Below are 13603 nucleotides of genomic sequence, written 5' to 3'. Positions count from 1 at the left end.
GGGCGCCGACGCTAGCACGAGCTCTGCCCGCCGAGAGCCCCGCGTCTCGCACATCGGGGCCACGCGGGCGGCCTCTTGCCCATCCAGCGCCCAACCGGGCTACGCTGCGTCCGTCGTGCACGCCGGCGCCGGTTCATTTCCGTTTCGTCCCCCGGCGCTCCGCGCCTGATGGCTCGCTTCCGTTCCACCCTCATTCCCTTTCTGCTCGGCTTTTTGCCGCTCGGCGCGATCGCCTTCCCGGCGCACGCCGACCCGACCCCGGCACGTCCGGCTCAAGCCAGCCCCAACCCCGGTCAGGCCAACCTCAACCCCGGTCAGGCCAGCCCCAACCCCGGTCAGGCCAGCCTCGACCCTGTCGACCCTCCGGCACGGGCCGTGCCTGCGGGCGAGGCCGGCACCCAGGCCACCGACGTGCCTTCGCTCGGCCAGCCGCTGGCCCTCGGGGAGCTCGTCGGCAAGCCGATCGTCCGCATCGACGTCACCGCGCAGGGCGACCGATGGCAGATCGTGTCGCCAGTCACGAGCGTCGACCTCGGCGAGCCGCTCAGCCCCGACGCCGCGCGCCGCGCCATGCGCGAGCTGCTCGCCTCGGGCAACTTCGCCCGCGCGTCGGCCGAGGCGTACCTCGTGCCGGACGGCGCCGCGCTCCGGATCTTCGTCGTCCCCCGCCGGAGCATCGCCACCGTCCAGATCAGCGGCGGCGCGCTCGACCGGCAGGACACCCTCGAGGCCGCCGGCATCGCCGAGGGCGGCGAGATCACCGCGGCCACGCTGGCCGAGATCAGCCCCCGCATCCGCGCGTTCTACGCGCTTCACGGCTACCCCGCGTCCGCCGTCACGGTCCGCGCCGTCGACACCGACGAGCCCTCCCAGGTCGTCCTCGCCCTCGACATCGAGGCCGGCGCTCCACGTGTTGTCTCCGAGCGCGTCTTCGTCGTGGCGCCGCGCGCGGACCGGGAGCTCGGCTCGCTCAAGCAGAGCTACGGCCTCGGCGTCGGCGCCCGCGTCGACGAGCCCGCCCTCGCCGAGGCCGACCGCGAGATGGCCGAGCTGCTCCGCCGCAGCGGCTTTCACGAGGCCGAGGTCTCCCACCGCGTGCTCGCGGTCGGCCCGCACAACTACCTCTACGTCTACCTCGAGCCCGGCGCGCGCATCGTCCCCGTCTTCGACGGCAACCGCGCCTTCGACGACGACGCCCTCGAGGCCGCGCTCGACCTCGGCGAGACGACCGAGACCAGGACGAACGATCTCACCGATCGGCTCCGCGCGTTCTACGTCGAGCGCGGCTTCCTCGACGCCGAGATCACCCCCTCGCTGGGCGGCAAGCCCGACGACGCGGTCCGTTACCTGACCTTCACCGTCCGCGAGCACGACCAGGTGCGCGTCACGAAGCGCGTCTTCCCCTGCCTCACGGGCGACCTCAGCCCCGACGACCTCGGCCGCGAGATCGAGAGCTTCCTCGAGGAGGACCTGCCCGGCGCCGACCCCTTCACGATGCCCGACCCGCGAGGCATCTCGGACCTCTTCGGCCCGACCCGCGGCGCCGGCGGCCGGGCCAGGCCGGTCGAGCTCATCCCCTCGATGACGTACGCGCAGGAGACCTACGATCGCGCCCTCAAGCACCTTCGCGATCTCTACTTCAGCAAGGGCTACCTGAACGCCGTCGTCGGCCCGGTCTCCGTGCTCCGCGCCACCTGCTCGCGCCGCTCCCCGCCGGGCGCCTGCGTCCCCGAGCCGGTCGCCGAGCGCGTCACGGCCCAGTGCCTCACCGACGCGCAAGGCATCCCCCTCCCCGAGCCGCCCGTCCCCGCCGCCCTCACGTGCCGCCCCGACGCCGCCCGGCACATCGCGTGCTCCCCCGAGGTGACGCTCCGCATTCCGGTCCATCCCGGCCCGCAGACCCAGCTCTATGATCTCGCCTTCGAGGGCAACAAGGGCTTCTGCCGCCAGGCCGGCCTGAGCGAGCGCGACCGCGCCCTCTGCGCCGACGAGCGGCCGTTCAGCGAGCGCTGGCTGAGCGACCTCGCCGATCTGAAGGTCGGACAGCCCCTCTCGACGCTCGCGCTCGACGCCGCGCGGCTGCGCATCATGGATGCTTATCGCGACCTGGGCTACGCGTTCGCCGAGGTCCGCACGGCCATCGAGCCCTCGCCCGACCGCACGCGCGCCCGCGCGCGGTTCATCGTCTCGGAGCGAGATCGGGTGTTCGTCACCGGCATCGTCGTCAAGGGCGCCGTCCGGACCGACGAGCAGCTGATCCTCCGCCGCGTGCTGCTCCGCGAGGGCGCGCCGTTCCGCCAGTCGCAGGCCCGCCTGAGCGAGGAGCGCATCGCCACGCTCGGCCCCTTCTCCAGCGTGTCGATCTCGCTCGAGGATCCCGACGTCCCGCAGAAGAACAAGCGGGTCGTCATCCACGTGGTCGAGCAGCTGCCGCAGTACCTCAACCCGCAGATCGGGTTCTCGACCGGCGAGGGCGCGCGCCTCGCCTTCGAGTACGGACACCGCAACATCGCCGGCCTCGCCATCGGCCTCACGATGGGCGTCCAGCTCAGCTACCTGTTCGAGTTCATGATCGTGGACAAGGCGGCGAGCCGCCACTACGAGGAGCTCCAGGTCGATGACCAGCTGGAGCGCCGCATCGCGGTCTCGGTCGCGCTCCCGGACATCGGCCTCGGCCCGCTCGTCAGCATGTCGCTCGCGGGCATCCACGTGCGCGACAACCAGCTGGATTTCGGCGTCACGAAGACGGCGATCATCCCCGCGCTCACCTACCGCCCGCGGCGCGCCGTGACGACGCAGCTCGCCCTGTCGACCGAGCTGAACAAAGTCGGATTCTTCCCGGGCGCCGTCGGCACCGACAAGCGGGATATCCTCGACCAGCTGCGCATGCCCGAGGGCGAGACGATCGCCCTGGCGCAGCGGATCGACGCGTCCTGGGACACGCGGGACACCCCCTTCGCCGCGACCCGGGGCTTCCTCCTCTCCGGCGGCGTCGAGCACGTCGACGCCTTCGACGCCTTCGCCTCGGTCCGGGCCCAATCGAGCTTTCCGGAGAGCCACTTCCTGCGATTCACGGGCCGCGTGTCGGGCTATATCCCCCTCGCGCCGCGGTCGCGGCTCACCCTCGCCCTGAGCCTGTCCGGAGGGTATATTCAGCCGCTCGTGGCCGAGAGCGGGACGTACCCGGATCGCCTGTTCTTCCTCGGCGGCGTCGACTCGCTCCGTTCCCATCTGGCCGAGTCGCTGTATCCTGAGGACGGGCTCGAGGAGGCGAGAAAGGCGCTGGGCGGGGACGCCGAGGTGTCGACCGACGATATCCCGCGCGGCGGGACGGTGATGGTGAACCCCCGCGCCGAGCTGCGCATTCCGCTGACGGATCTGCTCCAGCTCGGGCTCTTCCTCGACGCGGGCAACCTCTGGATCAGGGCGAGGAACGTCAACCTCGATCCGCGGCTCTTGCGTTACGGGCTCGGCGCCGGCCTGCGGGTGAACACGCCCATCGGCCCCCTCGCCTTCGACTACGGCTTCAACCTGGATCCGCGCGACGAGCTGGATGAGATCGACGGTGCACTCCACTTCTCCGTGGGGCTCTTTTGACAGGCGGCCTCGCGCGCGAGGCCGCTCCCAACGCATGATGATAACGAGGCTCCCCTGATGAACCGTTCACTCCGCATGTGTGCTTTGCTCGCCCTGACATCGACCCTCACGATCGCCGGCTGCGGCGACGACGAGAGCGCCGCGCCGAGCAGCGCGGCGAGCACGTCCGGCGCCGGCGGGTCCGGCGGGCAAGGCGGGCACGGTGGGGCCGGCGGAGCGGCGGGCAGCGGCGGAGAGGGCGGGCAAGGCGGCTCGACGAGTAGCGCCTCGGCGGGCGGCGGTGGCGAGGGCGGGCAAGGCGGCTCGGCGAGCAGCGCCTCGGCGGGCGGCGGTGGCGAGGGCGGGCAAGGCGGCTCGGCGAGCAGCGCCTCGGCGGGCGGCGGTGGCGAGGGCGGGCAAGGCGGCTCGACGAGCAGCGCCTCGGCGGGCGGCGGCGACGCCGCGAGCAGCTCTTCGGCGAGCAGCTCTTCGGCGAGCAGTTCCTCGGCGAGCAGCTCTTCGGCAAGCAGCTCCTCGGCGGGCGGCGGCGACGCCGCGAGCAGCTCTTCGGCGGGCGGCGGCGACGCCGCGGGCGGCGGCGACGCCACGGGCGGCGGCGGAGGGGGCGGGACGCCGGTGTGCGGCGATTTTCAGTGTGACGCCGGCGAGACGTGCGAGAGCTGCCCCGGCGACTGCGCGGGCTGCGCGCCCGTCTGCGGAGACACGCGCTGCGAAGCGCCGGAGACGTGCGGCTCGTGCGCCGCCGACTGCGGCGGGTGCCCGCCGGTCTGCGGTGACGGCACCTGCGAGCCCGAGAGGGAGAACTGCCAGGCGTGCGCCACCGACTGCGGCGTGTGCCCGCCGGCCGAGTGCAGCCACGACCTCTGCGAGGAAGGAGCGCCCCTCCTCATGGGCTGCGACCCGTGCGTGACCGCGCTGTGCGCGGACGACCCTGCGTGCTGCATGAGCAACTGGGACACCCACTGCGTCGCTGGCCTCACCGCCGCCTGCGGGCGGGCCTGCGGGTGCGCCCACAACCTCTGCGAGGAAGGCGCGCCCCTCGACCCGACCTGCAACAGCTGCGTCGAGACCGTGTGCGACGAAGACAGCTTGTGCTGCTGGCTCGGGTGGGACGAGAGCTGCGTCGCGCTCTCGCAGATACTGTGCGACGCCACGTGCCCGTGAGCCCGGCTCACCGCACGCCACGCAAACGGCCTCCGGCGGCCGACCACCGTTGTCCCCTCGGACGGCGGTCGGCCGACATCACCTCGGGCCGGCCGATGTCGCCCCCTCGAACCGGGCTCGCCGCCGCGCTCAGCGCGCCGTCGCCGCCTTCATCTCGCGCACGAAGCTCGCGACGGCGCGCGCGGCCGCCTCGGGATCACCGACGTTCGCCGCGACCCGCTGCACGACCGCGGACCCGCTGACCACGCCGAACGCCCCGGCGGCGAGGGCGTCGCGCACGTGCTCGGGCTTCGAGATGCCGAACCCGAGGATCGCGGGCGGCGCGCCGAACCGGCGCAGCGTCTCGAAGAGCGCCCCGTGGCCGAGGCGCAGCTGCTCGTCCGCCCCCGTCACGCCCTTGCGCGTCACGCAGTACGTGTACGCGCTGCACCGCTCCGCGAGCTGCTGCAGCGTGGCCTCCGAGGCGTTCAGCGGCGCGATCAGCACCGGCGCCACCCCCACGGCGCGCGCCGCCGCCACGTACGGATCCGACTCCCTCACCGGCACGTCGGCGACGAGCACGCTGTCGACCCCGGCCGCGGCCACCGACGCGTAGAAGCCCGCCAGATCGCGGTGCTTCACGAGGTTCGCGTACGTCAGGATGCCGATCGGCACCTCCGGCGCCTCCGCCCGGAACCGCGCCAGGAGCTCGATGCAGTCGCCCGGCCTCACGCCGGCCTCGAGCGCCCGCACGGCGGCGGCCTGGATCGTCGGGCCGTCCGCGATCGGATCCGAGAACGGGATCCCGACCTCGATCGCGTCCGCGCCGCCCTCCACGGCCGCGCGCAGCAGCCGCGCGCTCGTGGCGAGGTCGGGATCCCCCAGCATCAGGAAGGGGATGAACGCCCCCTCGCCGCGCTGCCGCAGCCGCTCGAATGCGCGATCGTAGCGCGTCGTCACCGTCTCCCGACTCATGTCGACCTCCCGGGATCGAGCAGCCTCTGCGCCTGCTCCATGTCCTTGTCTCCGCGGCCCGACAGGTTCACGACGAGCACCGTCTCGCGCCCTGCCTGCGCCGCCTCCGCCACCATCTTCAGCGCGTGCGCGATCGCGTGCGCCGACTCGAACGCCGGGATGATGCCCTCGCTGCGCGCGAGCCGCTGGAACGCGTCGAGCGCCTCGTCGTCCGTCGCCGCGACGTACGTCGCCCGGCCCGACGTCATGAGGTGCGCGTGCTCCGGCCCGACGCCGGGGTAGTCGAGCCCCGCCGAGACCGAGTGCGTCTCGGCGACCTGCCCGTGCTCGTCCTGGAGGATGTAGGTCTCCGACCCGTGCAGCACCCCCGGGCGGCCCTTGAGCAGCGTCGCCCCGTGCATGGCGGTCGACAGGCCGTGGCCGGCGGGCTCCACGCCGACGAGCGCCACGTCCTTGTCCGGGATGAACTCGGAGAAGATCCCCATGGCGTTGCTGCCGCCGCCCACGCACGCGACCACCGCGTCGGGCAAGCGCCCCTCGGCCTCCAGGATCTGGGCGCGCGCCTCGCGGCCGATCACCCACTGGAAATCGCGCACGATCGTGGGGAACGGGTGAGGCCCGGCGACCGTCCCGATCAGGTAATGCGTGTCCTCGTAGCTCTCGGTCCAGTAGCGCAGCGCCTCGTTGAGGGCGTCCTTCAGCGTCTGCGAGCCCGAGGTCACGGGCACCACCTCGGCCCCCATGAGGCGCATCCGGAAGACGTTGAGCCGCTGCCGCTCGACGTCCTTCGCGCCCATGTAGATGCGCGTGGGCATGCCGAGCAGGGCCCCGATCATGGCGGTCGCGACGCCGTGCTGGCCGGCCCCGGTCTCGGCGATGAGCCGCCGCTTGCCCATGCGCCGCGCGAGCAGCCCCTGGCCGAGCGCCTGGTTCGTCTTGTGCGCGCCGCCGTGGAGCAGGTCCTCGCGCTTGAGGTACAGCTTCACGCGCGGATCGCCGGTCAGGTTGCGGCACAGGGTGAGCGGCGTCGGTCGCCCCGCGTAGGTCGTCAGCAAGGCGTCGAACTCCGCCGCGAACGACGGATCGCCGCGCGCCTCCAGGTACGCGCGCTCGAGCTGCTCGAGCGCGGGCACGAGGATCTCCGGGACATAGGCGCCGCCAAAGGCGCCGAAGCGGCCGCTTTGCTGCATGTGATTGCCTCGATCGTCGGTGGTGCGTTGTGCGTTGTGCGTCGTGAGAGCTGCCGTCAGGGGGAGGCGCGGTCCGCCGGAGCCGCGGCGTCAGGGTCGTGGCGCGACGGGCCGCGCGCGCTGTCGAACAGGCGCACGAGCAGGTCGGCGCACTTCTCGCCGGGCGCGCGCTCGACGCCCGACGCCACGTCGAGCCCCCACGTCCCCACCCGGCGCGCCGCGGCGATGTTGTCCGGGTTCAGCCCGCCCGCGAGCAGGCTCCGGGCGCGCGCCGGGTGGCCGTCGATCGCGCTCCAGGCGAACGTCCGCCCCGTGCCTCCCCGCGCCTCCGCCGTGCGCGTGTCGAAGACCAGCCGATCGGCGCTGCGCTCGACCTCCGCGCCCGCGCCGTCGTCGCCCGCCTCGCCGGCCGCGCCCGCCGCGCCGGACGGCGCCATCGGGACCGCCTTCCAGACCTCGCACCCCTCGGGGAGCGCGCGCCGCAGCACCTCGATGAACGCGGCGTCCTCGTCGCCGTGGAGCTGCACGGCGCGCAGCCCGATCGCCCGCGCCGTATCCGCGACGAAGTCCACGGATTGATTGAGGAAAACGCCGACGAAGGGCAGCCCCGCGGCCGTGGCGGCCACGATCTCGGCCTGCTCGCGCGTCACCCGCCGCGGCGAGGCCTCGGCGAAGACGAGGCCGCCGAAGCGGGCCCCGAGCCGCTCCGCCTCGCGCGCGTCCCCGGGCCGGGTCAGGCCGCAGATCTTCACCCGGCCGGTCACCAGCGCGCGCGCGGCGTCCGCGATGTCGGGGCTGCGCATGAGCGACGTGCCGACGAGGAACCCGTCCACCGAGGGCGCGAGCCGCTCCACGTGGGCGCGCGACTCGACGCCCGACTCCGCGATGACGATCCGATCGCGCGGCACGCGCGGGGCGAGCCGCTCCGAGACGGCGAGATCGACCTTGAGCGTCTTGAGATCGCGGTTGTTGATGCCGATCACGGGCGCTGGCAGCGCGAGCGCCCGCTCGAGCTCCGCCTCGTCGTGGACCTCGACGAGGCAGTCCATGCCGAGCGCCTGGGCGGCGCCCAGGCACAGGAGCGCGGTCGCGTCGTCCAGCACCGACAGCATGAGCAGGATCGCGTCCGCGCCGTTCGCCCGCGCCTCGATCACCTGGTAGGGCGAAACGACGAAGTCCTTGCAGAGGATCGGGACGTCCACGACCGCGCGCACGGCCTGGAGGATCTCGAAGCTGCCCTGGAAGAAGGGCTCGTCGGTCAGCACGCTCACCGCGTCGGCGACGCCGTAGTACGCGGCGGCGACGGCGTGCGGGTCGAAATCCGGGCGGATGAGGCCCTCGGACGGAGAGGCCTTCTTGCACTCCAGGACGAACCGCGCGCCCGGCGCGGAGAGCGCGCGCCGGAGGCTCCGCGAGGTGGGCGGCGCGCTCGCCCGAAGGCTGGCGAGCGGGGTCCGCCGCTCGCGCTCCGCCACGTCCGCCCGCTTCCGCTCCACGATGCGCGCGAGCACATTGCCCTGCTCAGCCATGTTTCGCCTCCTTCCGCGCTTCCTGGGCCCCATCCCGGCTCAGCGCCACGAAGCGCGTGAGGCGCTCCGCCGCGCGCCCGGAGCCCAGCGCGTCGAGCGCCAGGGCCGTCCCCTCCCGCAGCCCCTCGGCGCGCCCGGCGACCCAGAGCAGCGCCCCGGCGTTGATCGCGACGGCGTCGCGGTGCGCGGGCGCGCCGCGCCCGGCGAGCAGATCGCGGAGCCACGCCGCGTTCGCCGCCGGGCCGGCGCCCCGGAGCGCCTCGATCGGCGCCGGCGAGACCCCCGCGTCCGCGGGGTCGATCAAGAGCTCCTCGACGATCCCATCGCGGAGCCGGGCCGCGCGCGTCGGGGCGTGCAGGGCGACCTCGTCGAGCCCCCCGCCGTGGACGACGAGCGCGGCCTGGCACCCGAGCATGCCGAGCGTGCGCGCGGCGTGGGTGACGAGCTCCGGATCGTAGATGCCCATCACCTGGATCGGCGGCGCGCTCGGGTTCACGAGGGGGCCGAGCAGGTTCATGATCGTGCGCACCTTGAGGGCGCGGCGCACGGGCATCGCGTGGCGGAGCCCGGCGTGGTACTGCGGCGCGAAGAGGAAGCAGAAGCCGACCTCATCGAGGGCGCGGCGCGAGACCTCGGCCGGCGGGTCGAGCCGGGCGCCGAGCGCCTCGAGCGCATCGGCGGAGCCGCACTGGGAGGAGACCGAGCGGTTGCCGTGCTTGGCGACCGGCAGGCCTGCTTCGGCCGCGACGAAGGCGACGGCCGTCGACACGTTCACGGTGGACTGCCCGTCTCCGCCGGTGCCGCAGCAGTCGGCATAGACATAAGCCGGCCGCGCGAACGGCGCCGACGCCCCCCTGAGCGCGCGCGCCGCGCCCGCGATCTCGGCGGGGGTCTCGCCCTTCGCCTTGAGCGCGACGAGCAGCGCGGAGAGCTCGATCTCGGTCAGCGCCCCTGCGACCACATCGCGGAACAGCGCCTCGGTCTGCTCCGCGGAGAGGTCGACGCCGGCGCAGAGCGCATCGATGACTGCATGCATCATGGTTCTCTCCTCATGTTCACGGCTGTTCCGGCAGACACGGATCCTCGGGACTCTGGCGTCGCGCCGCGGCGCCCTGCATAGCGGACAAAAGCGAAAAGGCCCACCGTTGTTCGGCGGGCCCTCTTCTTCTTTCCTTCAGGTCGTCCTCCCCGCAGGGAGGCGCGTTACCCGTGGTAAGGGCCCGCCTTGGTAGAGCACCAGCGCCACCAGCGCAGCCCTGCCACGCACGAACCCACCTCGGCGGCCGAGCACGACGCGCCGCCGAGGACGAAGGCCTCGGAGCGGCGGCGAGCGCAGGACGCGGGGAGCGCGCGGGGCATGCGGGGAACATAGCTTGCGGGCGCGACGAGCGTCAAGCGGGTTCGCGGCGGTTCGCGCTTCGCTCGTCCTGCCGGTCTTGTTGATTCTTCGACTACCGGCTCTTCGACCACCGGCTCTTCACTCGGGAGAGCGGAGGGCAACAGCGCCGGGATTCTCATCGTCCTCGCAGAGATATCCAGATCACCCGGATCGAGCGCCGCCTCGACACGTGAGGAGGCGATCGCTGAGCTTCCGCCGGCGAGATCTCCCGTTATGCGCCGCGCGCGCGGGACGCCTCTTTCCGGGCGCCCCTCATCCTCACCCGGAGCCCCCGCGGCGCCTCCGCGGCAAAGGAGAGCTCGAACCCGCAGCGCCGGCAGACCTCGCCCGTGATCGCGAGCCCGAGCCCCGAGCCGCGCGGATCGCGCCGACGCGCCTCGTCGGAGCGAAACGTGCGCTCCCCGAGCCGCGGTATCTCGGCGGGAAGCACGCCGGGGCCATCGTCGGCGACCGTCAGGCAAAAGCCGCCCTCCGGCTCGAGCTTCAGCACGACCGCCACGTGCCCGCCGCGATCGCCGTACGACACCGCGTTCTCCACGACATTGCCGACGGCCTGCTCGCACGCCACCGGGTGGCAGCGGATGAGCACCGCCTCGTCCGGCACCGCGTGCGCGAGCGCGATCCCCCGCCGGCGCGCGAGCGCCGCGAGCCGCGCGACGACGCGCTCGACAGCGTCGCTCAGATCCGTCCCGCCCTCGTTCGCGGCCGGGTCCAGGCCCTCCTCGAGCTCGGCCGCGAGCCGCAGGTTGCTCACCAGCCCGGCCAGGTACACGCAATCGCGCAACGCGCCCGCGAACAGCTCCACCTGCGCGGGATCCCGCGCGACGTCGGCTGCCTGCTCGATCGCGAGCTGCAGCGAGGCGAGGGGCGTCCGGAGATCGTGCGCGACGTCCGACAGGTGCAGCTCGAGATCGCGCCGCCGCCGCTCCAGCCGCGCCGCGTCCTCGCGGATGCGCGCGTGCGCCCGGTCGAGCGCCGCGCCCACCCGGTCGAGCTCGTCGTCGTCCGCGCGCCGCGCGGGCGTGTATCCGCGTGGATCGCCCACGCGCGCCGCCGCGCCGTGGAGCCGCCGCACGCGGTCCGACAGGGGCCGCACGACCAGGAAGACCCCGAGCGCGGCCGCCGCCAGGGCCGCCCCGAGGACCCCGGCCAATCCGACGAGCAGGACGCCGCTCTCCGGAGAGCGCGCCGGCCAGACCGCCTGCAGCACCGCGCACGGGCCGCTCTCCGCCGCGCGGATCTGCGCGAGCCCCCCGCCCCCGAGCAGCAGCGCCCGGAAATCTGCGACCGCGGGCCCGTCCACCGCGCCCAGGCGCGCGTGGAGCGCGCGGTCGAGCGGCGGCGCCGCGCCGTTGGCCGAGGCGAGCGTCCCTGCGTCGTAGGCGAAGATCTGCGGCCCATCGAGCAGGCCCGCCGACCACTGCTCGGGCTGCGCCTCGCAGCGCTCCCGGTGCCGCGCCGACGAGCGCCGGAGCCAGCTGCCCATCACCTTCGTGGCCATGCGCTCCGACGCGTACCGCGCCGAGAGCGCCGCGCTCGTCAGGCCGACCCCGCCGCTCAGCACCGACACGAGGAGCACCCGGATCGACAGGCTCCGGAGGAGCTTCATGCGCTCTCCTCCGGAGGCTCGAAGCGATACCCGATCCCCCACACGGTCACGATCGCGGCGGCCGCGCCCGCTCCGAGCTTCTTGCGGATGCGCGCCACGTGCGAGTCGATCGTGCGCGCGTCGCGCGGCTCGAGCGCGGAGAGGGCCCGCTCGGCGAGCTGCTCGCGGGAGATCGCGCGGCTCGGCCGCTCGATCAGGTACGCGAGGAGATCGAGCTCAGCCCGCGTGAGCGGCAGGACCGCCTCGCCTCGCCGCGCGGCGCGCGCGTCGAGGTCCACCGTCACCCCGGCCCAGCCGATCACCCGCCGCGGCGCGCCCGCGCGCACGCCGAGGTGAGCGCGGACGCGCGCGACGAGCTCCTCCATGAAGAAGGGCTTGGGCACGTAATCGACCGCCCCGAGCTCGAACGATCGAAGCCGATCCGGCAGATCCGTGCGCGCGGTCAGCACGATCACAGGGACACGCCGCCGGCCGCTCAGATCGCGCAGGATCTCGAGGCCGGAGCGCTCGGGCAGCATGAGATCGAGCACCACGACGTCGAAGGCGCCGCGGAGGGCGCATTCGAGCCCGGCGCGGCCGTTCGTGGCGAGCTCCACCTCGAACCCGGCGGCCGTGAGCCCGCGCACGAGCCCGGCGGCGACACCGGGGTCGTCCTCGACCACGAGCGCGCGTGTCGTCATGAGGCACCGATACCAGCTGGCGCGGGGGCGCGAAAGCGGCCGATCCGGCGATCTGGCGCGGCTCCACAGCCCTTCAACATCTCGCGGGCAGGATGGATCGCATGAATCGATATCACGGCACCTGCTCGGCGCTGCTCGCCCTGATGGGCGCGGGGGCGATCGGCTGCTCGAGCACGGCCAGCAGCGACAACGATGGATCTCCTCCCAGCGCCACGCCCACCTATCACCGGGACGTCAGGCCCATCCTCGAGGCGAAATGCACCGGCTGCCACGCGCCGGGTGGGATCGCGCCGTTCGCGTTCACGACAGCCGATGTCGCGATCCAGCTCAAGGACGCGATCGCGGACGCGGTGACCAGCCGGCGCATGCCTCCCTGGCCTCCCGCGCCGGGCTGCGCGGAGCTGCTCGACGATCGCTCGCTCACGGACGACCAGATCGACGCCATCGCGCGCTGGGCCGAGGCGGGCGCGCCCCCCGGCGATCCGGCCGAGTTCGTCGCGTCGCCGGACATGCCTGGCGGCCTGTCGCGCGTCGACCTCGATCTGTCGATGCCCGAGCCCTACACGCCGGCGACAGCGCCCGACGAATACCGGTGCTTCTTGATCGACTGGCCGTACGAGGCGACCCGCTTCGTCACGGGCCTCGGCGTCACGCCGGGCGCGCCGTCGATCGTGCACCACGTCGTCGTCTTCTTCGCGAAGCCGGGCGCCGTGGAGACCTACGAGGCGTGGGACGCGGCGGATCCGGGCCCGGGCTACTCCTGCTTCGGCGGCCCGACCGGCGACGACGCCGCGATCCAGGGCCCTTCGGCGTACGGCATCCTCGGCGGATGGGCGCCCGGGTCGTTCGGGCGCGACGCCCCTCGGGGCACGGGGATCGAGGTCCCGCCGGGGGTGAAGATCGTGATGCAGGTCCATTACAACATCGCGCACGGCATGCCGGCCCCGGACCAGACCCGCGTCGCGCTCCGGATCGACGACGCGGTGGAGCGGCCGGCGTACACGATGCCGTGGCTCGACCCCGCGTGGGTGAAGGGCGGGATGCGGATCCCGGCCGGCGATCCCGACGTGATGTACGACTTCGAGGAGGACGCGGCGACCGCTGTATCGCTCTTCACGAAGGGCGCCCTCCCGGCGGATCAGCCATTCACGCTGTACACGGTCGGCCTGCACCAGCACCTGCGCGGCAAGAGCATCTCCCTGTCCACGCGCCGGGGGGACGGCGAGCGAGAGTGCCTGGTCGACATCCCGCGCTGGGACTTCCACTGGCAATCTCCCTACGGCCTCGCCGAGCCGAGGCGGCTCGCGCCGGGCGACCGGCTTCGCGTCGAGTGCCACTGGGACAACAGCGCCGAGAACCAGCCGTTCATGAGCGGGGTCAGGATGCCGCCGGAGGACCTCGCCTGGGGTGAAGGCACGAACGACGAGATGTGCCTCGCGTGGCTCTATGTGACGCCGTGAGCGGCGCTCCAGCGGGCGGAC

10 protein-coding genes are annotated in these 13603 nt (G+C 73.4%); 3 read left to right on the top strand and 7 right to left on the bottom strand.

Annotation, left to right across the window (positions count from 1 at the left end; all coding sequences use genetic code 11):
* Window positions 1-168 precede the first annotated feature (168 nt).
* Window positions 169-3597, top strand: coding sequence for a POTRA domain-containing protein (locus WMF11_RS06390; RefSeq protein ID WP_437976794.1), 3429 nt, complete (start codon window positions 169-171; stop codon window positions 3595-3597).
* Between the two features lie 57 nt (window positions 3598-3654).
* Entirely contained in the window at window positions 3655-4761 is a 1107-nt protein-coding gene (locus WMF11_RS06385; RefSeq protein WP_437976793.1) for a hypothetical protein, read from the top strand.
* A 129-nt stretch (window positions 4762-4890) separates the two neighbouring features.
* On the opposite strand, the gene trpA is transcribed toward WMF11_RS06385, so the two are convergent.
* The 7 genes from trpA to WMF11_RS06350 all read right to left on the bottom strand — a co-directional run bounded on the left by trpA (window position 4891) and on the right by WMF11_RS06350 (window position 12122).
* Window positions 4891-5715, bottom strand: coding sequence for a tryptophan synthase subunit alpha (gene trpA / locus WMF11_RS06380; RefSeq protein ID WP_437550169.1), 825 nt, complete (start codon window positions 5713-5715; stop codon window positions 4891-4893).
* Window positions 5712-6905, bottom strand: coding sequence for a tryptophan synthase subunit beta (trpB, locus tag WMF11_RS06375; RefSeq protein WP_044964109.1), 1194 nt, complete (start codon window positions 6903-6905; stop codon window positions 5712-5714). Before trpB ends, trpA begins: the two co-directional genes overlap by 4 nt.
* A gap of 56 nt (window positions 6906-6961) precedes the next feature.
* Window positions 6962-8434: a bifunctional indole-3-glycerol-phosphate synthase TrpC/phosphoribosylanthranilate isomerase TrpF gene (gene trpCF / locus WMF11_RS06370; RefSeq protein ID WP_437976792.1), complete on the bottom strand. Its 1473-nt coding sequence runs from the start codon at window positions 8432-8434 to the stop codon at window positions 6962-6964.
* On the bottom strand, window positions 8427-9470 hold the full coding sequence (gene trpD / locus WMF11_RS06365; RefSeq protein ID WP_437555326.1) for an anthranilate phosphoribosyltransferase: 1044 nt from the start codon (window positions 9468-9470) through the stop codon (window positions 8427-8429). Before trpD ends, trpCF begins: the two co-directional genes overlap by 8 nt.
* Window positions 9471-9637: 167 nt before the next feature.
* Window positions 9638-9793: a hypothetical protein gene (locus WMF11_RS06360; protein ID WP_437550163.1), complete on the bottom strand. Its 156-nt coding sequence runs from the start codon at window positions 9791-9793 to the stop codon at window positions 9638-9640.
* A gap of 251 nt (window positions 9794-10044) precedes the next feature.
* A complete protein-coding gene (locus WMF11_RS06355; RefSeq protein WP_437976791.1) occupies window positions 10045-11442 on the bottom strand; it encodes a sensor histidine kinase in 1398 nt (465 codons plus the stop codon).
* Entirely contained in the window at window positions 11439-12122 is a 684-nt protein-coding gene (locus WMF11_RS06350) for a response regulator transcription factor (protein ID WP_437907525.1), read from the bottom strand. The genes WMF11_RS06355 and WMF11_RS06350 overlap by 4 nt, the downstream gene beginning before the upstream one ends.
* A gap of 101 nt (window positions 12123-12223) precedes the next feature.
* On the opposite strand from WMF11_RS06350, the gene WMF11_RS06345 reads away from it, so the two are divergent.
* Window positions 12224-13582 carry a monooxygenase gene (locus WMF11_RS06345; RefSeq protein ID WP_437976790.1) on the top strand — a complete coding sequence of 453 codons (1359 nt, stop codon included), beginning with the start codon at window positions 12224-12226 and terminating at the stop codon, window positions 13580-13582.
* The last annotated feature ends 21 nt before the right edge of the window (window positions 13583-13603 follow it).

The sequence above is a fragment of the Sorangium sp. So ce295 genome, from assembly GCF_051527405.1.
Lineage (GTDB): Bacteria > Myxococcota_A > Polyangia > Polyangiales > Polyangiaceae > Sorangium > Sorangium cellulosum_B.
Note: the sequence above shows the minus strand (reverse complement) of the source record. Positions and strands in the feature narration are given on the sequence as shown.

Excerpts from the sequence above, each read along its gene's own strand:
- trpB (WP_044964109.1), bottom strand. The coding sequence starts at position 6,905 with ATGCAGCAAAGCGGCCGCTTCGGCGCCTTTGGCGGCGCCTATGTCCCG.
- trpA (WP_437550169.1), bottom strand. The coding sequence starts at position 5,715 with ATGAGTCGGGAGACGGTGACGACGCGCTACGATCGCGCATTCGAGCGG.
- WMF11_RS06390 (WP_437976794.1), top strand. The coding sequence starts at position 169 with ATGGCTCGCTTCCGTTCCACCCTCATTCCCTTTCTGCTCGGCTTTTTG.
- WMF11_RS06350 (WP_437907525.1), bottom strand. The coding sequence starts at position 12,122 with ATGACGACACGCGCGCTCGTGGTCGAGGACGACCCCGGTGTCGCCGCC.
- WMF11_RS06355 (WP_437976791.1), bottom strand. The coding sequence starts at position 11,442 with ATGAAGCTCCTCCGGAGCCTGTCGATCCGGGTGCTCCTCGTGTCGGTG.
- WMF11_RS06385 (WP_437976793.1), top strand. The coding sequence starts at position 3,655 with ATGAACCGTTCACTCCGCATGTGTGCTTTGCTCGCCCTGACATCGACC.
- WMF11_RS06345 (WP_437976790.1), top strand. The coding sequence starts at position 12,224 with ATGAATCGATATCACGGCACCTGCTCGGCGCTGCTCGCCCTGATGGGC.
- WMF11_RS06360 (WP_437550163.1), bottom strand. The coding sequence starts at position 9,793 with ATGCCCCGCGCGCTCCCCGCGTCCTGCGCTCGCCGCCGCTCCGAGGCC.
- trpD (WP_437555326.1), bottom strand. The coding sequence starts at position 9,470 with ATGCATGCAGTCATCGATGCGCTCTGCGCCGGCGTCGACCTCTCCGCG.
- trpCF (WP_437976792.1), bottom strand. The coding sequence starts at position 8,434 with ATGGCTGAGCAGGGCAATGTGCTCGCGCGCATCGTGGAGCGGAAGCGG.